Annotated in this window: 15 protein-coding genes; 8 read left to right on the top strand and 7 right to left on the bottom strand. The window is 73.8% G+C overall.

Features of this window, described 5'->3' with window-relative positions:
• Positions 1-221: 221 nt before the first annotated feature.
• Entirely contained in the window at positions 222-710 is a 489-nt protein-coding gene (locus ACFYYH_RS31250; protein WP_388558174.1) for a MarR family winged helix-turn-helix transcriptional regulator, read from the bottom strand.
• A 189-nt stretch (positions 711-899) separates the two neighbouring features.
• On the opposite strand from ACFYYH_RS31250, the gene ACFYYH_RS31245 reads away from it, so the two are divergent.
• The 5 genes from ACFYYH_RS31245 to ACFYYH_RS31225 all read left to right on the top strand — a co-directional run bounded on the left by ACFYYH_RS31245 (position 900) and on the right by ACFYYH_RS31225 (position 7,194).
• Positions 900-1,868, top strand: a complete 969-nt coding sequence (locus tag ACFYYH_RS31245; RefSeq protein WP_388558171.1) for an alpha/beta hydrolase — start codon at positions 900-902, stop codon at positions 1,866-1,868.
• 295 nt (positions 1,869-2,163) lie between these two features.
• On the top strand, positions 2,164-3,447 hold the full coding sequence (locus ACFYYH_RS31240; protein WP_388558168.1) for a polyprenyl synthetase family protein: 1,284 nt from the start codon (positions 2,164-2,166) through the stop codon (positions 3,445-3,447).
• Positions 3,444-5,021 carry a phytoene desaturase family protein gene (gene crtI, locus ACFYYH_RS31235; RefSeq protein WP_388558165.1) on the top strand — a complete coding sequence of 526 codons (1,578 nt, stop codon included), beginning with the start codon at positions 3,444-3,446 and terminating at the stop codon, positions 5,019-5,021. The genes ACFYYH_RS31240 and crtI overlap by 4 nt, the downstream gene beginning before the upstream one ends.
• Complete coding sequence (locus ACFYYH_RS31230; RefSeq protein ID WP_388558162.1) at positions 5,021-6,130, top strand: phytoene/squalene synthase family protein; 1,110 nt, start codon at positions 5,021-5,023, stop codon at positions 6,128-6,130. The genes crtI and ACFYYH_RS31230 overlap by 1 nt, the downstream gene beginning before the upstream one ends.
• On the top strand, positions 6,127-7,194 hold the full coding sequence (locus ACFYYH_RS31225; protein WP_388558159.1) for a DUF5914 domain-containing protein: 1,068 nt from the start codon (positions 6,127-6,129) through the stop codon (positions 7,192-7,194). Before ACFYYH_RS31230 ends, ACFYYH_RS31225 begins: the two co-directional genes overlap by 4 nt.
• Before the next feature lie 31 nt (positions 7,195-7,225).
• Here the strand turns inward: ACFYYH_RS31225 and ACFYYH_RS31220 are convergent, their stop codons facing one another.
• From ACFYYH_RS31220 to ACFYYH_RS31205, 4 genes are all read right to left on the bottom strand, one after another.
• Positions 7,226-8,779 carry an FAD-dependent oxidoreductase gene (locus tag ACFYYH_RS31220; protein ID WP_388558156.1) on the bottom strand — a complete coding sequence of 518 codons (1,554 nt, stop codon included), beginning with the start codon at positions 8,777-8,779 and terminating at the stop codon, positions 7,226-7,228.
• Entirely contained in the window at positions 8,776-10,080 is a 1,305-nt protein-coding gene (locus ACFYYH_RS31215; RefSeq protein WP_388558153.1) for a lycopene cyclase family protein, read from the bottom strand. Before ACFYYH_RS31215 ends, ACFYYH_RS31220 begins: the two co-directional genes overlap by 4 nt.
• A 200-nt stretch (positions 10,081-10,280) precedes the next feature.
• Entirely contained in the window at positions 10,281-11,114 is an 834-nt protein-coding gene (locus tag ACFYYH_RS31210; protein WP_388558150.1) for a L,D-transpeptidase family protein, read from the bottom strand.
• Between the two features lie 22 nt (positions 11,115-11,136).
• Complete coding sequence (locus ACFYYH_RS31205) at positions 11,137-11,883, bottom strand: hypothetical protein (protein WP_388558147.1); 747 nt, start codon at positions 11,881-11,883, stop codon at positions 11,137-11,139.
• 444 nt (positions 11,884-12,327) lie between these two features.
• Here ACFYYH_RS31205 and ACFYYH_RS31200 point away from each other — a divergent pair, with 444 nt between their 5' ends.
• Entirely contained in the window at positions 12,328-12,777 is a 450-nt protein-coding gene (locus ACFYYH_RS31200; RefSeq protein WP_388558144.1) for a PAS domain-containing protein, read from the top strand.
• Between the two features lie 220 nt (positions 12,778-12,997).
• Here ACFYYH_RS31200 and ACFYYH_RS31195 read toward each other — a convergent pair whose 3' ends face one another.
• Together ACFYYH_RS31195 and ACFYYH_RS31190 are read right to left on the bottom strand one after the other, a co-directional pair.
• A complete protein-coding gene (locus ACFYYH_RS31195) occupies positions 12,998-13,369 on the bottom strand; it encodes a MerR family transcriptional regulator (protein WP_388558142.1) in 372 nt (123 codons plus the stop codon).
• 67 nt (positions 13,370-13,436) lie between these two features.
• A complete protein-coding gene (locus ACFYYH_RS31190) occupies positions 13,437-14,462 on the bottom strand; it encodes an MDR family NADP-dependent oxidoreductase (RefSeq protein WP_388558139.1) in 1,026 nt (341 codons plus the stop codon).
• 341 nt (positions 14,463-14,803) lie between these two features.
• On the opposite strand from ACFYYH_RS31190, the gene ACFYYH_RS31185 reads away from it, so the two are divergent.
• Together ACFYYH_RS31185 and ACFYYH_RS31180 are read left to right on the top strand one after the other, a co-directional pair.
• Positions 14,804-15,475 (top strand): GPP34 family phosphoprotein, encoded by a 672-nt coding sequence (locus ACFYYH_RS31185; RefSeq protein ID WP_388558137.1) that lies wholly within the window; start codon positions 14,804-14,806, stop codon positions 15,473-15,475.
• A gap of 254 nt (positions 15,476-15,729) precedes the next feature.
• Complete coding sequence (locus ACFYYH_RS31180; RefSeq protein WP_388558135.1) at positions 15,730-19,098, top strand: S8 family serine peptidase; 3,369 nt, start codon at positions 15,730-15,732, stop codon at positions 19,096-19,098.
• Positions 19,099-19,236: the final 138 nt, after the last annotated feature.

The following is a 19,236-nucleotide window of genomic DNA, read 5'->3' as shown; positions in this document are numbered from 1 at the left end:
CGGTGGTGGGAACACCTCGGGCGCGGTACGGCTCCGCCGGACGGCTCGGGCGCGGGAGGAAGTGCGGGTGCGAGGGAGTGCCGGTGTGACAGGGAGTGCCGGTGTGGCAGGGGGGTGTGAGTGCGGGAGGGGGGTGTGAGTGCGGGAGGGAGTGCGGGTGCGGCAGAGGTGCGGGTGCGGCAGGGCGTGCGGGTGCGGGAGCGCGACGGTGTGCCGTCTCCTCAGAGTTCGTCGCCCGCGCCCGCCCCGGGCGACGCGGACACATGGGCGGTGAGCCGCCGGAGCAGGGTCTTCGCCTGGTCGAACTCCTCGGGCGACAGTCCCATCGCGTCCCCGATCGCGTTCGGGACGGCACGGGCGCGCTCACGCAGTGCGTCGCCCTGCTCGGTGAGGCTGACATGAACGGTGCGTTCGTCGTCGGGGCGCCGCTCGCGCCGTACGAGCCCGGCCGTCTCCAGCCGTTTGACGAGCGGGGTGAGCGTCCCGTAGTCCAACTGGAGGGCGGCGCCCAGGTCCTTGACGGGGACGGGCCCGTTCCCCCACAGGACCAGCATGACCAGGTACTGGGGGTAGGTCAGCCCGAGCTGTTCCAGCAGTGGACGGTACCGGTTGGTCACCGCGCGGGACGCCGCGTACAGCGCGAAGCAGAGCTGGTCGTCGAGGAGCAGGCTGAACTCCGGCCGGCTCGCGGTCTCACCGGTGGGACTCATCACGCGCCGCCCTTCGCTCGATCGCACGGCCGCGCACGGCGTCACCCGGCCTGCGGGCACCGTACCCGACCGTGAAGGCGATTTCAACGCCCACGATTACCTTGTGCACGAGGTAATCGTGGGCTAGGTTTCTGGTCGAGGGCGGACCCCGCCTCCGGGATCCGCCGGACCCCCTCGAAGGAGCCCGTCATGTCCGACCACGCGCCCACCGCACCCGTACTGGAACCGGCCGCGGCCCAGTTCGCCGAGGCCACCGCCAACCCGCCGTATCTCTTCGACCTCGGGCCCGTCGAAGGCCGTAAGACGGTCGACGAGGTCCAGTCCGGTGAGATCGCCAAGCCCGAGGTGGACGAGGAGTGGATCACCGTCGACGGGGGCCCCACCGGCTCGGTCAGGGCACGCGTCGTCAGGCCCGCCGGTGCCACGGGCACCCTGCCGGTGGTGCTCTACATCCATGGGGCCGGCTGGGTGTTCGGCAACGCCCACACCCACGACCGTCTCGTCCGTGAACTGGCCGTCGGCGCCGGAGCCGCCGTGGTCTTCCCCGAGTACGACCTCTCCCCCGAGGCCCGCTACCCCGTCGCCGTCGAGCAGAGTTACACCGTTGCCCGCTGGATCGTCGACGAGGGCGCCACCAAGGGGCTGGACGGTTCCCGGCTGGCCGTGGCCGGCGACTCCGTCGGCGGCAACATGGCCGCGGCGCTCACGCTGCTGGCCAAGGAGCGCGGCGATCTCCCGCTGGTGCAGCAGGTGCTGTTCTACCCCGTCACCGACGCCGCCTTCGACACGCCGTCCTACCAGCAGTTCGCCACGGGCTACTTCCTGCGGCGCGACGCCATGCAGTGGTTCTGGGACCAGTACACCTCCGACCCGGCCGATCGCGCCCGGATCACCGCCAGCCCGCTGCGGGCCACCGTCGAGCAGTTGACGGGCCTGCCCCCGGCGCTGGTCATCACCGCGGAGGCCGATGTCCTGCGCGACGAGGGCGAGGCGTACGCCAACAAGCTCCGCCAGGCCGGGGTCCCCGTCACCGCGGCCCGCTACCAGGGCGTCATCCACGACTTCGTGATGCTCAACGCCCTGCGCGGCACGTACGCCGCCGAGGCCGCCATCACCCAGGCGATCACCGTTCTGCGCGGGGCGCTCGGCACCGCGTGAGCCCCCGGCACGCGTAACCCCCCGGCACGCGTAACCCCCTGGCACGAAGGACCTCCACCCGAGCCATGTCACCCGCACCGGCGTCCCGTGCGGGTGACGGCCGTGCCGTCCCCCCCCACCCCCCCGTACGGCTCGCGACGAGCGCCGCTCGGCGACCGCCGGGACCGTCGGCTCACCGCTTCGGCCTCTCCCTGGCCGGACGCGCCCGAGCCGCACATACCTCCCATCCGTGATCGACTGGTCGGGACGCGTGACGGCCGTCACAACCACGGGAAACCGCCCGGGAGGAGGCGCGATGCGACGTACCGGGGCGGGGGAACAGCCCGCCACGCCCGACGCCGCGCCGGCCCTCTCCGGCGACCCGGAATCGGTCGACGCGGATGTCCCGGGCGCCGTCGGCCGCGTACTGGAGGAGGCGCTGCGCGAACGGCTGGCCGAGTCCGAGGCGACCGATCACGCCTTCGCACACGACATCGCGCGGCGCCTCGCGCGCTTCACCCTGCGCGGAGGCAAGCGCACCCGCTCCCAGTTCCTGTGGTGGGGGATGCGGGCCTGCGGCGAAGCGAGCGAGGTGAGGGTGGGCGCCGCGCTCCAGCTCGCCGCCGGACTCGAACTCGTCCAGACCTGCGCGCTGGTGCACGACGACGTGATGGACGATTCCGCCACCCGGCGCGGCAAACCCTCCGTGCACGCCGAGATCGCCGAGCAGTACGCCGCGGTCCCGGCGGGCGGCCCCCGCGAGTCCTTCGCCAGATCCGCGGCCATCCTCCTCGGCGATCTGGCGCTGGCCTGGGCCGACGACCTGGCCGAGGACATCGAACTGCCCGCGCCGACCCGGTACCGGGTCCGCCGTGTCTGGCGGGTCATGAGAACCGAGATGGTCGCCGGCCAATACCTCGACGTCCTCGGCCAGGCCGCCTCCTCCTGGTCCGCGCCCTGGTCAGCGGCGCGGGCCATCAGGATCGCCCGGCTCAAGAGCGCGCTCTACTCGGTCGAACGGCCCCTGGACCTCGGTGCCGTGCTCGCCGGCGCCGATGCCCGTACGACCCGCTCCCTGCGGTCGGCGGGCCGGTGCGCCGGTCTCGCCTTCCAGCTCCGCGACGACCTTCTCGGTGTGTTCGGCGATCCCCGGGACACGGGGAAGCCGGCCGGCGAGGACATCCGGCGCGGCAAGCTCACCTATCTGATCGCCGTCGCCCACGCCCGCGCCGAGGCGGACGGGGACCGCGCGTCGGTGGCCGTCCTGGAGAGCGCCCGTGGCGACGCGCTGCTGACCGACGCCGGTCTGGACCGGGTACGGTCCGTCCTCGTCTCGACCGGCGCCCGGACGATGGTCGAGACGAAGATCGTGCGTCTGATGTCCCACAGCGCGCGCCATCTCGCCGCCGCCGCGGTGGAACCCACGGCGGGCCGGCGGCTGTACGGACTCCTCCACGCGGTCGCCGGAGTCCCCACGCCCTGCGGAGAGGGCGGGACCGGAGGGACGGGGACCGCCGCCGGTCCCGGCGGGGAGGAACCGCCCGACGGACCGCCCGTGACACCGGCCCCCGCCACCCACGCGGAAGGCGGTACGCCATGAGGACCCTGCCCGGACGCACCGATCATGTCGTGGTGGTGGGCGCGGGACTGGCCGGGCTGTCCGCCGCGCTGCATCTGCTGGGCGCGGGACGGCGGGTGACCGTCGTCGAACGCGCGGACCGGCCGGGCGGCAGAGCGGGGCGCGTCGACCGCCACGGCTACCGGCTCGACACCGGTCCCACCGTCCTGACCATGCCGGACATCGCCGAGGAGGCGTTCGCGGCGGTGGGCGACTCGCTCCACGAGCGGGTCGAGATCATGCCGCTGCATCCCGCCTACCGGGCACGGTTCGCCGACGGCAGCACGCTCGGCGTCCACACCCGGGCGGCGGCCATGGAGGACGAGATCGAACGGTTCGCGGGCGCCCGTGAAGCGCTGGGGTACCGGCGGCTGCGCCGCTGGCTCGAAGAGCTGTACCGGGTGCAGATGCGCCGCTTCATCGACACCAACTTCGACTCTCCCCTGCGCCTCCTCCACCCCGACCTGGCCCGGCTCGCGGTCCTCGGCGGCTTCGGCCGGCTCGACGCGCGGGTCGGCCGCTTCCTCTCCGACGAGAGGCTCCGGCGGGTCTTCTCCTTCCAGGCCCTGTACGCGGGTGTGCCGCCGGCGCGCGCCCTGGCCGCCTACGCCGTCATCGCGTATATGGACACGGTGGCCGGGGTCTATTTCCCGCGCGGCGGAATGCACGCCCTGCCCCGGGCGATGGCGGACGCGGCGGCCGGCGCCGGCGCCGTGTTCCACTACCGCCAGAACGTCACCCGGCTGGAGCGCGTCGGCTCCAGGATCACGGCCGTCGTCACCGACAGGGACCGCATCCCCTGCGACGCCGTCGTCCTCACCCCGGATCTGCCCGTCAGTTACCGGCTGCTCGGCCGCGCCCCCCGCCGTCCCCTGGCGCTGCGCCACGCGCCCTCGGCGGTCGTCCTCCATCTGGGCACGGACCGTACCTGGCCCGGACTCTCCCATCACACGCTCTCGTTCGGCTCCGCCTGGAAGCGCACCTTCCATGAACTGACCCGCGCGGGCGCCCTGATGACGGACCCGTCGCTGCTGATCACCCGGCCGACCGCCAGTGACCCCTCGCTCGCCCCGCCCGGCCGCCATCTCCACTACATCCTGGCGCCGTGTCCCAACACCGACACCGGGCCCGGCGTCCACGCCTGGCGCACGCTGGGGCCGCGTTACCGCGACAGCCTGCTCACCGAACTGGAGCACCGCGGACTCACCGGGATCCGGTCGGCCGTCGAGGAGGAACACCTCGTCACACCGGTGGAGTGGACCGCCCAGGGGCACGCCGCGGGCACGCCCTTCTCCGCGGCCCACACCTTCGCCCAGACCGGGCCCTTCCGGCCCCGCAACCTGGTGAACGGTACGGAGAACGTGGTGCTCGCCGGATGCGGCACGACACCGGGTGTGGGCGTGCCGACCGTCCTGATCTCCGGGAAGCTCGCGGCCGCGCGCGTCTGCGGCACCGGCCTGTCCCGGCCGGCTCAGGGGCCCGCGCCCCGTTCCGCGCCAGCGCCAGCGACGCCGACGCCGACAGCGACAGCGACAGCGACAGCGAGGATCCCCTGATGACCGACCGTGAACTGGACGCCGCCGGGATCCACGACCCCCTCCTGCGCTCCGCGTACGCTCACTGCCGCCGTCTCAACGCCCGCCACGGCAAGACATACTTCCTGGCCACCAGACTGCTGCCGGCCGAACGCCGGCCGGCGGTGCACGCCCTCTACGGTTTCGCGCGCTGGGCCGACGACATCGTGGACGACCTGGGCCGGCCCGCCACCCCCCGGGACCGCGCCCGTCTGCTGGGTGACCTCCGCCTGCGGCTGGTCACCGGGCTGAGCGGCGGCGACAGCGCGGAGCCGGTGGTCCGTGCCCTGTCCCACACCGCGTTCGTCTACGGGATCGACCACCGGCACTTCGCCGATTTCATGACCGCCATGCGCAGTGATCTGTATGTCACGGACTATCCGACGTACGGAGATCTGCGCCGCTACATGCACGGGTCCGCGGCGGTGATCGGGCTTCAGATGCTGCCGGTGCTGGGCACGGTGGGACCACGGGAGGAGGCGGCCCCGCACGCGGCGGCCCTCGGCGTCGCCTTCCAGCTCACCAATTTCCTGCGGGACGTCGGCGAGGATCTCGACCGGGGCCGGGTCTATCTGCCGGCGGATCTCCTGGCCGCGCACGGCGCCGACCGCGAACTGCTCGTGTGGAGCCGCCGTACGGGACGCCGTGATCCGCGGATCACCTCGGCGCTCCGCGCGGCGGCGGCGCTCACCCGTGACGTCTACCGGACCGCGCTGCCCGGACTCGCCCTGCTGGACCCGGTCTCCCGGCCCTGTGTCCGTACCGCCTGCGTCCTGTACGGCGGCATCCTCGACGCCGTGGAGGAGGACGGCTACGCCGTGCTGCACCGACGGGCCGTCGTGCCCCGGCGACGGCGTGCGGCGGTGGTCCTGGACGGACTGGTGAAGGTGACGGCCCGACGGATGCGAGCGGCCCGTACGGCGAGAGCGAGAGCACGAGCGGCAACAGAAACAGGAACAGAAACAGGAGCGGGAACGGGAACGGGAACGACGGCGACGGCGACGGCGACGGCGACCGCGACGGCGAGCATGTCGGCGGTGGGAGGCGGGACCGTACCCGCGCGCCACCGGCTGCGGGAGGGGCTCGTATGAACGGCGACGGCGGGCGCCGGCCCGGACGCTCTCCTCTGCGGCTCCGGCGCGCCCCGGTCGCCTGGGACCGACAGCGTCCCACCTGGCCCGACGCCGACCCGGCGCTGATCACCGACGCCCTGAAGCGCGCGCAGGCCCGGCCCTCCGGGAACTGGTACGTGCTCGGCCCCGCGAGCGCCGTGACGGACCGTCGGCCCTTCGGCCGGAGTGTGCGCGGCGTGGAGGTGGTCGCCTGGCGGGACGGCTCCGGGCGGCTGCTGACGGGTCCGGGGGCCTGTCCGCATCTCGGCGCGCCCCTCAGGGACAGCAGGGTGCGCTGCGGCCGGCTGGTCTGTCACTGGCACGGGCTCGCCCTGAACGGGCGGCCCACGGCGGGCTGGGAGCCGTTCCCCTCCTACGACGACGGGCTCCTGGCCTGGGTACGTCTCGACCGGCTCGGCGGCGAGGCACCGCTCCCCCGCCCGGTGATCGCGGCCAGGCCCCGCGCGGCGGACGCCGTGGCGACCGTGTACACCGGCTCGGCCCGCTGTGAGCCGGCCGATGTGATCGCCAACCGGCTGGATCCGTGGCACGGAGCGTGGTTCCACCCGTACGCGTTCGTCGACCTGGCGGTCGTCGGAACTCCGGACGGCGGCGACGGCGACGGCAGTGACGGTCGCGGTGCCGGCGACAACGGCGACAGCGAGGGCGACAGCGACCACGACGGCTTCACGGTCGATGTGTCCTTCAAGGTGGCGGGACGAGCGGTGGTCCCCGTGCGGGCGGTCTTCAGCGCCCCGGAACCCCGGACCGTCGTCATGCGCATCATCAGGGGCGAGGGGCGGGGATCGGTGGTGGAGAGTCACGCCACCCCGCTGGGCCCCGACGACCGGGGCCGGCCGCGCACGGCGGTGGTGGAGGCGGTCGTCGCGGTCTCCCACCGCCCCGGATTCGCGGCCGTACGCGCCGCGGCGCCCGTCGTACGCCCCCTGATGCGCGCGGTCGCGGAGCGGCTGTGGCGGGACGATCTCGCCTACGCGGAACGGCGCTGGGAACTGCGCGGCGGCGGCCGGCTCCCTGGCTGACCCGCCCCGGCCCCCGGGCCCTGCCGGGCCGTCAGCGATCCCCGAGCCGGGCCAGCGCCCGCAGCACGGCCGAGCGGCCCCGGTCCGGGACCGTCCACAAGGTCTGGCCCCGTACGCCCCAGCGCTCCAGCAGCGCGTTCGACGCGAGAAAGCCGGTCGTGGCCGCGCGTTCCATGAGCGCCACGGGCAGGTCCGTCCTGACCAGATCACCCGCCATGACCACGGTGGGGTCCGGGGTCCTGACCGACGGACGACCGGCGAAGCCCCCCACCGGGAACAGCGGGCAGTCGGCCCGCCACTCGTGCCGGGCGTCGACGGTCCTCGCGTCCCGGGTCTCCGGATACACCCGGCGCAACTGGGCGACCAGACGGTCCTGCTCACTCCGCCGGTCGGCATGCGGGGCGAGCGCGTAGGCGTGCAGTTCCACCACCGAGCCGCCGGTGGCGCGGGCCCAGCGGGCGGACTCGCCCTCCCAGCGTTCCAGCACACTGACGTTGTCGAGCGAGCCGTAGCCGCTGGTGCCGAGGAATCCGGGCCGGCCGGCGGCGACGGGCCGGTCGAGCCACAGCCGTGAGACGAGAAAGGGCGGTGCGCTGCGGAGCCGGGCGATCCCGGCGCGCCACGCGCCGTCGCCGAGCCGGGGCGACGCCTCGACCAGCCGTCGCAGCCCGTCGGTCTCCGCCGCCAGTACGAGCGCGTCATGACGGTGGGCGCGGCCCTCGGCTTCGAGGATCACCCCGCCCCCGGCGGCGGGCTCCACGGTGTCGACGGCCGTGCCCAGCCGCAGCGTGGCGCCATGGCCCTCCAGATAGCGGCCGAGCGGCTCCCACAGGGCCCGCGGATACGGCTCGGACGGAACGTCGAAGAGGAGCCCCTCGCTCGACCCGAGGAAGTAGATATGGAACATCAGGACGAGTTCGGCGGCGGACAGTTCCCCGGGATCGGCGAAGAAACTCCGCGAGAACACCTCGAAGGCGAGATGCCGGGCGGCCTCGGGGAACCGGATACGTGCCAGCAGGTCCGCGGCGCTCTCACGGTCGAGCCGCTCGTACACCTCCGGCACCCGTACATCGAGCAGGGGCAGCGCGGCGGTCGCGTTCATGGCCAGCAGATCCCGCCCGCCGAAGGAGGGGCTGCGGGCGACGAACCCCAGGGCGTTCCAGGGCGGTGTGCGCGGCAGCCGGGCGAAGCTGTCGTACGACCCGCCGCGGTGACGCAGTGGATAGTCGGGCAGCCCGGTGAGGAAACCGAGTCCGGGATCCGCTCGGCGCAGCAGCCCTCGCAGGTTGTAGTACTGCCGGAAGAACGCGTGGAAGCCACGGCTCATGGTCGCGGTGGAGCCGTCGGCAAGGCGGACGGACCAGCCCGCCAGACGCCCGCCGAGGCCGGGTTCCCGCTCGTACAGGGTGACGCGGACCCCGCGTTCCGCCAGCCCGGTCGCGGCGGCGAGCCCCGCGATGCCCCCGCCGACCACCCCGACGTCCGGCGCGGGCCCGATGACCCTGTTCCGGCCCGGCGGCGCGGGCAGGATCCGGGCTCTCCTGTCGCGGCCCCGCCGGGGCGTGACGCCGAGCGGCGCGGTCATCGCTCTCCTCGATCCGGGGACGGGTCCGGGTCCGGGTCCGGGGACAGGTCCCGGGACTCCCGGGACGGGGACGGCGACCGGGACAAGAAGGGGGACGGGGGACGGGGCCGGGACGGCGCCACGCGCCGGGGGAGAAAGGGCAGTTCGGCCAGGCTCCGCAGCATGGGCATCACCGGTGTGCGCAGCCCGATCAGCAGGTCCTCGGGAACACGGGTGCGCCCGTCGAGAAAACGCAGCAGCCGCTCCGCGGGAACGTGGCGGAAGAGCCCGGTGAAGAAGGCGGCGCCGTCGAGACGTCCGCTGTCCAGGGCCCGGAGCAGCACCGCGTCCATGGCGCGGGCCCGCGCCGGATGGGGAGGGCGCGGCGCGGGGTCCCGGCCGGCCAGGAGATCGGCGGCCAGCGCCTCGGTCTGGCGCCGCACCGCCGCGAAGGTGTATCCCGTGGACGGCCGGGTGGCGCCGCCCGCCGCGCCGATACGGAAGACGGAGCGCCCCGCCCGGCACGGGAAGCGTCCGTCGGTCATCGGGATGACCCCTTCCTCCGAGGCGGTGATCCGGAAGGGGCCGAGGTCCAGGATCTGTCCGGTGTACTGCCGCAGCGCTCGCTCGTACCCGGCGTCGTCGAGGACCGCGCGGGAGAACTCGGTGTACTCGACCAGCGCGTGGCGCGGGCCGAGGGGCAGCAGATAGCCGAAGGACAGGCCGTGGGCGGGCTGTGGTGTGCGGAAGTCCATCAGGTCCGCCGTGCGCGGGTCGAACACCGGCCGCTCCGTGCGGACGAACCAGCCCCGGAAGTGCTGGAGCAGGGTGGTGCGGGCCGGCGGAAGGCGGGGCGGCGGCCGGGAGTCGAAGGCCCATCGGGCCGTCAGTACGACGCGGCGGCCCGAGGCGTCGTACGCGCGCACCTCGGCGCCGTCCGGTACGTCACGGACGGACTCGACGGCCGCCTCGGCACGGCGGCAGACGCCCGAGGCGTTCAACTGCCGCGCGACCAGCGTCTCGAAGGCACCGGACCGGAGCATTTTGTAGCGCAGGGGCGCGGGATCCGCGACGGTGGCCTCCCCGTCCGGTCCCCGTACCCGGAGACGGCCCCAGGACGCGGACAGGGCCGCGTCGTACGGCCCGCCCGGCACCTCCCAGAAGCACCAGGTGCGTTCCGGCGGTCTCAGCGGCCCGCGCGGCGCGTCGATCAGCAGTACGGTCGGTCCCCGGCCGCCGCCGGGCGCGCCGTCGCTCAGCCGACGCGCGAGGGAGAGACCGGCGGCTCCGGCGCCCACGATGATGATGTCGGCGTCGTGCACGGCACACCCCCTGCCTCGCTCCACGGCCGGCCGGACGGGACGAGGGCCGGCGTGGCGTCGATCCTTCCCCATCCCGTGCCGTCACCAGCACCTGCGACACGCCGGGTCCGTACCGGGCCGGGGCGGGGTCAGCGCTGCGGGCCGACGCAAGGTCAGCGCTGCGGACCGGGGCGGCGTCAGCGCTGCGGGCGGGGGCGGCGTCAGCGCCGGAGGGACTCCGCGTCCCCCATCACCACGACCGGCTTCTTCGCCGGATCCAGCAGGCGCAGCAGTTCCTTCATCCGGCCGCGCGGCAGCGAGACACAGCCCTGGGTGGGACCGGCGTGGTCCACATGGAGCCAGATGCCGCCGCCCTTGCCGCTGCCGAGCGGACGGGTCCAGTCCAGTGGGGTCCTGCCCGGTACGCGGTTGTAGTTGATCGCCACGACATAGTCGAAGGACCCGGCGAGCGACTCGCCCAGGAAGCCGGTGCCCGAGACCGAGAAGGCGGGTCCCCGGTCGTACGGGAGTCTCGTGCCCGGATCGGGCAGCAGACCGCCCGCGTCGGTGAGGCCGAACACCCCGATCGGTGTCCGCAGATCGCCCTGGGTGTGGTCGTCGCTCCAGCCGCGCCGCGCGTTGTGGGCGGGCCACGGGTCGGTGACGGGTGCCCAGCCGGTGACCGGGTCGCGTTCGTAGACCAGCACGGTGCCGGTGTTGCGGTTCCTTCCGACGCCGGTCGCCACGACGGCCTGGTCCGTTCCGGCGGGGATGGCGGCGAGGGTCCTCGGTCCGAGACCGGGTATCGCCTTCGGCCCGGCGGGCGGCGGTTCGGGGGCGGACCGGCCGACGGCGCCACCGACGGACCCGGCCCCGACGGCCGTGTCCGGGCCGGCGGCGCCCCCTCCGTCGGCAGCCGTCCCGCCCCGCGCGGGGCCCGGGTCGACAGCCGCGGCGCCGCAGCCGGTGAGCAGCAGGCCCGAAGCCAGCAGTACGGCGGCGAGCCGCGGACCTCCGTGGACGGAGTGGACAGGACGGATCGAACGGGCAGACATGAAGGGGCCTTTCCTCGTGCGTTCAGGGGTGCTCGGTGGCGGAGCCGGCGGGAGCGGGGGCGGGAGCAACGGGAGCGGGGGCGGCCGGAATTCCCTCGGTCCCGAACGTGGCGTCCGTGATCATCGCCCGGACGTCCATGACCGGTGCGGGCGCGTCCCCGGCGACGCAGAGCGTGACGGAGACCGTCGTACGTGAAGCGGGGCCGCTGCCCAGCAGTGCGCTGTACTCCCTGGTCCCGTGGATCTTCCGGCAGGACGGTGAGGGGTCGTCAGGCCCGTACAGCACCGGCGGTCGCAGGACCTTGTCGGCCAGAGCGCCGTCGGTCCACGGGACGAGGGTGAGCAGCGCGCCGCCGTGCTGAAGTGACCGCACGGGCGGACAGCCCGTCAGGTCCTTCTCCGGGCAGGGCCGTTCGTACGGGGTGAGCCGCTGCGACGAGGCGAAACCCCTGGCCCGCGCCGTACGCGCAAGGTCCTCGGGCATCTGGAGCGCCTGCCAGTGTGCGGGCAGCCGCAGGGTCAGACCGGCCACCTCGGAGAACCGGACGCGGGAGTCCTGAGCGCTGTCCCCCGAGGTGGCCGAGGCGGCGGGAGCGGCGGGCAGCGCGGGTCCCAGGCCCCGGCCCAGTGCGTCGGGCCCGAGCGTGCCGGCCAGCACGAGCCCGGTCACGGCCGCCGTGGCGGCGGCCGTGCGCCGTCGCCGCCGGGTCCGCCCGGCCCGTTCCCGTACCCGGCTCAGCCGCCCTTCGGGGGCGGGCAGTCGGGGCACGACCCGTTCCAGCAGGATCCGCAGCTCCCGCTCGTCCTCGGCCCCGGGCTCGCGCCCCGGCCGTGACCGTGCCGCGTCCCCCGGGCGGCGGCGCGTGTCTCCCGGCCGTCCTCGCCCGGGTCCGTCGTCCTGGCCCCGCCATCCTCTTCGGTCTCCCACGCCTGTGGAACGCGGTGGGAGGCCGATCAGGTTGCCCGGGTCGCCCGCTCTCCGTCAGCCGTCCACGTCATCGAGGGTGGCCGAGGGGGTGTCGCCGTTCCGGGCCCGCTGGGCGCGGCGCGCGCAGAGCTGTGAACCCCCGCCGGACCCGTACCCCCGAGACCCCCGCGGAGAAGCCCCCGGGGAATTCCCTCACCCGAACCGTCGCCCCGTAAGCCGTCTACTGTATACAATCTCCACGGACTGTAGGCCGATCGTGGTGTACGGCCCCAACTCGGAGGTGTCATGGAAGACTTGGACCCCGATGTCGTACTCGGGATGGCGGCCCAGGCGCCCGACGGACTGGTGATCATCGACCGTGAGGGGCTGATCCGCTACTGGAACCGGGGAGCGGAGCGGATCTTCGGTTACTCGGCGGCCGAGGTGGACGGGCGCAATCTGGATGTGATCATCCCCGAGAAGCACCGGCAGCGTCACTGGGACGGCTTTGTCTCGGCCATGGCCGCCGGCGCCAGCAAGTACGGGGAGAACGACCTCCTGGCGGTCCCCGCGCTGACCGCGGACGGTTCGACCGTGTCGATCGAGTTCAGTGTGGTGATGCTGACCGATTCCGAGGGCAACGCGAGCCATGTCGGCGCGGTCATCCGGGACGTCACCGCGCGACGGGCACAGGAGAAGGAGATACGGCGGCGACTGCTGGAAGCCGAGCCGAGCCGTCCGGCGTCCGCGTCCTGACCGGTCGCCGCGGGGCTCCGGCAGGGAGACGGCCCCGGGCCGCCCGGCACGGGGCGTCCTTCCGGGTCGCCGTCCTCCCGGGCCGCCCGGTTCGGGGCGTCCCCCGGCGGGCGATCGCGCGGGGCGGCTTTCCCGGCGGGCCGATACGGGCGACTCCCGTGCGGCCCGCCGCCACCGCCCACAGAACTCCGGGGCCGGGGAGAGGCGGAACGGACCGGCGTCAGACCTCCCCGGAAGCGCGCCGGGCCAGACTCTCGCGCAGCGCGGCCAGCCGCTCGATCTCGGCGTCGAGTGCGGCGAGCCTGCGGCCGACGATCCCGGAGCCCGGGGTGCCCGGTTCGACGGAACCGCACCGCCGCGGTTGATCCCCGGCGAAGAGATGGAGACGGTCGGCGCAACTGCGCAGGTCCTCGACGGTGAGTCCGAGGCTCAGCAATTCCCTGATGACACGGACCCGTTCGATCTCGGCGGGCCCGTACTCGCGCTGGCCGGACACCGTGCGGACGGGCGGGGGGAGCAATCCTCGCTGCTCGTAGAACCGCAGCGCCCTGGGTGTCGTGCCGGCGGCCGCCGCCGCTTCACCGATCCGCATCCCGCCCCCGCTCCCCCGGCCCCGACCGACGGCCCCCGGCTCACGGACGGAAGCTCTGTCACTCCGCCTACAGTTCCACGACCACTGCCCCGAAGTGCTTTCCTCCGATCAATTCCGGCAACGCCCGCGGCGCGCTGTCGATGCCCGCGATCCGCGCGTGGGGGAAGGTGATCTCGCCCGAGCGCAGCCACGCGCCGAAGCGCCCGGTCCACTCCTTCTCGACGTCGGGATGGTCCATACCGCTGTATCCGCGCAGCGAGACGCCCTTGACGACCAGACGGAAGGCATCGATCCCCACCGGCGCGCTGCCACCGGCCCGCCGCGCGGAGAGTTGCCCCGACAGGGCTCCGACCAGCGCGAATCTGGCGCCCTGCCGGGCCGCGCCGAGTGCCGCGACCAGTTGCTCGCCGCCGACGTTGTCCAGCAGGACGTCGATGCCCTCGGGCGCCGCCGCGGCGAGCTGCGGGGCGACGGGCCCCGCCCCGCGCAGCACGACCGCGTCATAGCCCAGTTCGGAGACGAGCCGCTCCGCCTTCCGCGCCGAGCCGGTGCTGCCGATCACCCTTCCGGCGCCCAGCAGCCGGGCGATCTGCCCGGCCAGCGAGCCCACCGCTCCCGCCGCCCCGGTGACGAGGACGGTGTCGCCCGCGCGGATGCCGGCCAGACGGGTCAGCGCGCCGTAGGCCGCCGATCCCGAGCTGAGATGCGCGACCGGGTCGGGCAGTGTGCCGTCCACGGGGGTGCAGTCGACGGCGGCCACCAGGGCGTACTCCCGCCAGCCGAGCAGATGGAGGACGGTGTCTCCCACGCTCAGCGGGCCGCCGGCCGGCGCGGCCACGACCTCGCCGACGGCGGGACCGAACAGTACGTCCCCGGGGCGCAGCGGCGGCAGCGGTACACCGTCGGTCTCCGCGCCGAGCAGGGTGCGCAGGCCGGGGAAGACCAGGAAGTGCCGGTTCCTGACCAGGACCTGGTCCGCGCCGGGTTCGGGCAGGGGTGTCTCCACGACGGCGAAGTGCTCGGGCGCGGGCAGCCCGGCGGGGACGGCGGTGAGCCGGACCTCACGGGTGGTGCCGGGCAGGGATGTGGTCATGTGCGGGCCCCTCCTGGGCGGGATCGCGGGCAGCGGCGGGACACGCGTCCCGCCGTCGGCGTGCGGTGACGCTAACCCCTGACGCGTACGTCAGGGTCAAGCCGGCGCGGCCCGGAGCCGGGGGCCGCCACCCCCGCGCGGCCCGGCGAAGTGCCCGTCCGACGGGGTCGGAGGTGCCCGTCCGACGGAGGGCCGGAAGTGCTCGTGTCCCGGCGCTCCTTCCGTCTTTCACTGGCAGGCGGGGGCACGGGCAACGAGAATTGCCACCACAGGCCGGGGCCGTTCCCCCCGGTGTCCCTGATATCTCGGATGTCCTCGATGTCCCGGAGGTGGAAGGATCCATGACCACACCACGGGACCTGTTCCTGGTGTCCATGGACGCGCCGTCCGACAGCCCGGTGGATCAGGGCGATCTGTCACTCGCGCTCGCGGGGGCCGAGGTGATCGATCTCCTGAACGCCGGTGCCGTCACTCTGGAGGGCGGTCGCCTCGTGCCGGGTGACCCGCCGGCGACGACCGATCGCCTGCTGGACGAGGCCGCGTCGTCGCTCGTCCGGCAGACGCCCTACGAGACGGTCGCCGACTGGCTGTGGCGCAGGGGCCGCGGTCTGGCCGCGGCCTATCTGGCCGACCTGGAGGCGGCAGGGCAGATCACCCGGCAGCGGTATCGCCGCTGGCTGGTCTTCCGGAGCAGCCGTCCGGTGCCGGCCGATTCGCCCGCACGCGAGCTGGCCGCGAACCGCCTGGCATCGGACGAGCCCGTCCTCGCCGCCCTCGTGGCAGCCGTCGGAATCAACGGCGGGCGCGCCGAGGACCCGCCGGACGTGGCCGTGGACCCGGCCGGGACTCCGGCCGAGGACGGGGCGATGGCCGTCCGCGCTGGGGACGACGACGCGGTGGAGGCCGTGCTCACGGAGGTCGACGACGCGGTGGGCGAGCTGGTGGCGGAACGGCGACGCCGTGTCCGGCGGCGCGAGGAGGCGGCCGAGACCAACCGTCGGCGAGGCTACTGACCGAGCGGGGGGGACCCGCCCTGACGGACCGTGAGCACCCGCCCGCCGCGCCGCCGGAAGGCCCCTCGTATCCGAAAAGGGTCTGGACCAATCACGTGCCACTGCTCCCTCCTTGCCCTCTTGCCTCTGATATCGCCCGATTGACGGAGTGATCATGAGGCTCTTAGCGTGTCCGCGCCAAGGGCGGAGCATCCATGCCCTCGGCACCTCCGTCCGGGGCGCACCAGGCTGCCCCGACTGGGCAAGGGGGCACGTTGCGCACAGCACCGCGCAGGGCACGGAGACCACGATCCATCACCACCGCCGCCGTCGTCGTCGCGGGCGCCGCCGCGCTCGCTCTGGTGACCACGTCCGCGACAGGCACGGCGGCGGCCGGTCCGGCCCCGGGCCGCACTCCCGGACCCGCGGGGGCCGCGCCGGCGACCGCCCTCACGGGTGCCGAGCCCACCCGCGAGATCACCCTGATCACCGGTGACCGGGTCCTCGTCGACGCGCGCGGAAAGGTGGCAGGACTGCGGCCCGCGCCGGGACGCGCCTCGGTGCCGGTCCAGATGAGCGAGGTCAAGGGCCACTCGTATGTACTCCCGGCGGACGCGGCCGGGTTGATCACCACGAACAAGCTGGACATCCGGCTCTTCGACATCACCGAACTGAGCCGTCCCGAGTACCGGACGCTCACGGGCGACGGAGTGCCGCTGCTGGTCTCGTACACCGGCGACGCCACGCGCCGGCCGGCCCGCGAGGGACTGCGGTCGCGGCCCGGCACCACCGTACGGGCCCAGCTCGGCGCCGCGGACAGTGAGGCGCTGACCGTACGCGGGAGCGCCGCGGCCCAGGCGTGGGACACACTGACCGCGCGCGCCGAGCGGGGACTGCGGCTCGCTCCCGGGGTCCGTTCCGTCCGCCTCGACGGTCTGCTCAGGACGACGCTCGACGTCAGCGTCCCGCAGATCGGCGCGCCGAGCGCCTGGGCCGCCGGACACGACGGCAAGGGCGTGAAGGTCGCTGTCCTGGACACCGGTGTCGACACCGGTCACGCGGATGTGGCGGGCCAGGTCGTCGCCGGGAAGAACTTCACCTCGGCCGACACCACCGACATCATGGACCGCTACGGCCATGGCACCCATGTCGCCTCCATCCTCGCCGGGACCGGTGCCCAGTCCAAGGGGCAGTACAAGGGGGTCGCCCCCGGCGCCCATCTGCTCATCGGCAAGGTGGCGGGCGACCGCGGCGTGGCCACCGAGTCCGCGATCATGGCCGGTATGGAGTGGGCCGTCGACGAGGGGGCGAAGATCGTCAACCTCTCCATCGGCGGTCCCGACACCCCCGGCGTGGATCCCGTCGAAGAGACCGTGAACCGGCTCTCCGACAAGGCCCTGTTCGTCATCGCGGCCGGGAACTCCGGGCCGCGCGCGTCCACCGTCGGCACACCGGGCACCGCCGACGGCGCGCTCACCGTCGGGGCCGTCGACAAGCAGGACACGCTGGCGGACTTCTCCTCGCGGGGCCCGCGGGTCGGCGACGGCGGGGTGAAGCCGGACATCACCGCACCCGGTGCCGCCATCACCGCGGCCTCCGCCAAGGGCAGTGTCATCGACCAGAATCCGGGGCTGCCGCACCCCGGGCCCGGCTACGTCACCCTCGACGGCACGTCCATGGCCACCCCGCACGTGGCCGGCGCGGCGGCGCTCCTCGCCCAGCAGCACCCCGACTGGAGCGGCCCCCGGCTCAAGGCGGCGCTGACCGGCTCCGCGAAGCCCGGTCCGTACAACGCGGTCGAGCAGGGCAGCGGCCGGGTCGATGTGACACGGGCCATCACCCAGACCGTGGTCACCGAGCCCGCCTCGCTGAGCTTCGGTGCCCCGGCCTGGCCGCACACCGACGACCAGCCGATCACCAGGACCCTCACCTACCGCAACACCGGCACCGAGCCCCTCACCCTCGATCTCGCGGCCACCGCCTCGGATCCGGCGGGCGAGGACGCGCCCCCCGGCTTCTTCACACTCGGCGCCTCCCGGCTCACCGTCCCCGCCGACGGCACCGCGTCCGTCGACATCACGGCCGATCCGAGGCTGGGCGGTGACATTGAGGGCGTCTACAGCCTCGCCGTCACCGCGACCGGCGACGGCCGGAGCGTACGCACCGCGGGTGCCGTCCTCCGCGAGGGCGAGATGTACGACCTCACCCTCAAGGCCACGGCCCGCGACGGCTCCGCACCGGCGGACGGCGACTGGACGGGGTACATCTACGACCTGGGCGCGCAGACCATGGTCAGGGTGTCGGGCGACAACGGCACGGCCCAGGTGCGTCTGCCGCGCGGTATCTACACCATCCTCGGCGAGGTCCCGCTGCTCAGCCCCGACCTCGTGTACATCGGGGACGACTGGGTCGCCGCGCCCCGGCTCGATCTGACGAAGGACACGGTGCTCGCGGTCGACGCGCGCGCCACCGAGTTGGTCGATATGACACCGCCGGACCCGGACGCCTCGTACCAGTCCGGGTTCCTGACCATCTCGCCGCAGGAGGCACCGGGACCGATCATCCTCTACATGGGCAATCTGTCGGAGGGCTTCCGCACTCAGCAGGTCGGCCCGAAGCCCCGGCCCGGCACGGTGAGTTCCTATCTGCTCTCCACCTGGGCGGGCGACGGCACGGACTATCTGCTCGCCGACACCCTCAGGAACGGCTTCTACACCGGACACGTCCAGCACGCCAAGGCCCGGGACCTGGCGAAGGTGACGGTCAACACGGGCGGTACGGTCACCGGCGGGCGTTGGGGGCAGATCGCCTCGGCACCGGACTTCCCGACCTCCGTACCGGTCACCTTCACCGACCTGGCGAGCACGACCACCACCTATCTCCAGGGCGGTTACGCGTGGCAGCGGACCTTCCAGCAGCGGCGCGGGGGCACGGCCGAGGCCCAGTACGGCGTCCCCTCCCAGGTGTACCGCGGCGGCAGGTCGTACACCGAGGACTTCAACACCGCGGTGTTCGGGCCCACTCTCGTCGGGGGCGGCGGTCTGACCCGTGACGGCGACCGGCTGACGGGTGCGATACGGCCCTTCGCCGACGGCGCGGGACATGACGGGAGCAGTCTCTACGATCCGGCGACCGCGTCCACCACGCTGTACCGCGACGGCAAGGAGTACGCCACGGCCGACGGGGTCCTGGACACGACGGGCTTCGACCTCCCGAAGGGCAAGGCCCGGTACCGGCTGGTCACCACCGTCGGCCGCGCCACCACGGCCGTGTCGGCGGTCAGCACCCGGGTGAGCTGGTCGGCGGAGTTCACCTCGGGACACACCACGAAGCCGACGGCCCTGCCCGCGAGCGTGGTGCGCTACACGCCCGAACTCGGCCTGGACGCACGGGCCGTGGCGGGCGCGTCCCGGAGTGTGCCGGTCACGGTCGAGGGCTCGGCCGCCGGCCGGAACCTCACCTCGCTCACGGTGCACGTCTCGTACGACAGCGGCACGAGCTGGTCGAAGCTCGCGGTGCGCCACGGGCGGGTGACGGTCGCCAACCCGGCGGCGGGCGGCACGGTCTCCTTCAAGGCCGACGTCAAGGACCGTGCGGGGAACGTCTTCTCGCAGACGGTGCTGGACGCGTATCTGACGAAGTAGTCCCCGCCGGGCCCACCGGGACGGACCACCCGGGGGGCCCGTTCGCGTGGGGACGGGCCGGTTCGCGTGGGGACGGCGGTGTCGTGAAACGCACCTGTCACCGCCGTCCCCGTGGCCTATCGTCGAGGTGATCGCTGG

The sequence above is a fragment of the Streptomyces sp. NPDC002018 genome, assembly GCF_042890865.1.
GTDB lineage: Bacteria > Actinomycetota > Actinomycetes > Streptomycetales > Streptomycetaceae > Streptomyces.
Note: the sequence above shows the minus strand (reverse complement) of the source record. Positions and strands in the feature narration are given on the sequence as shown.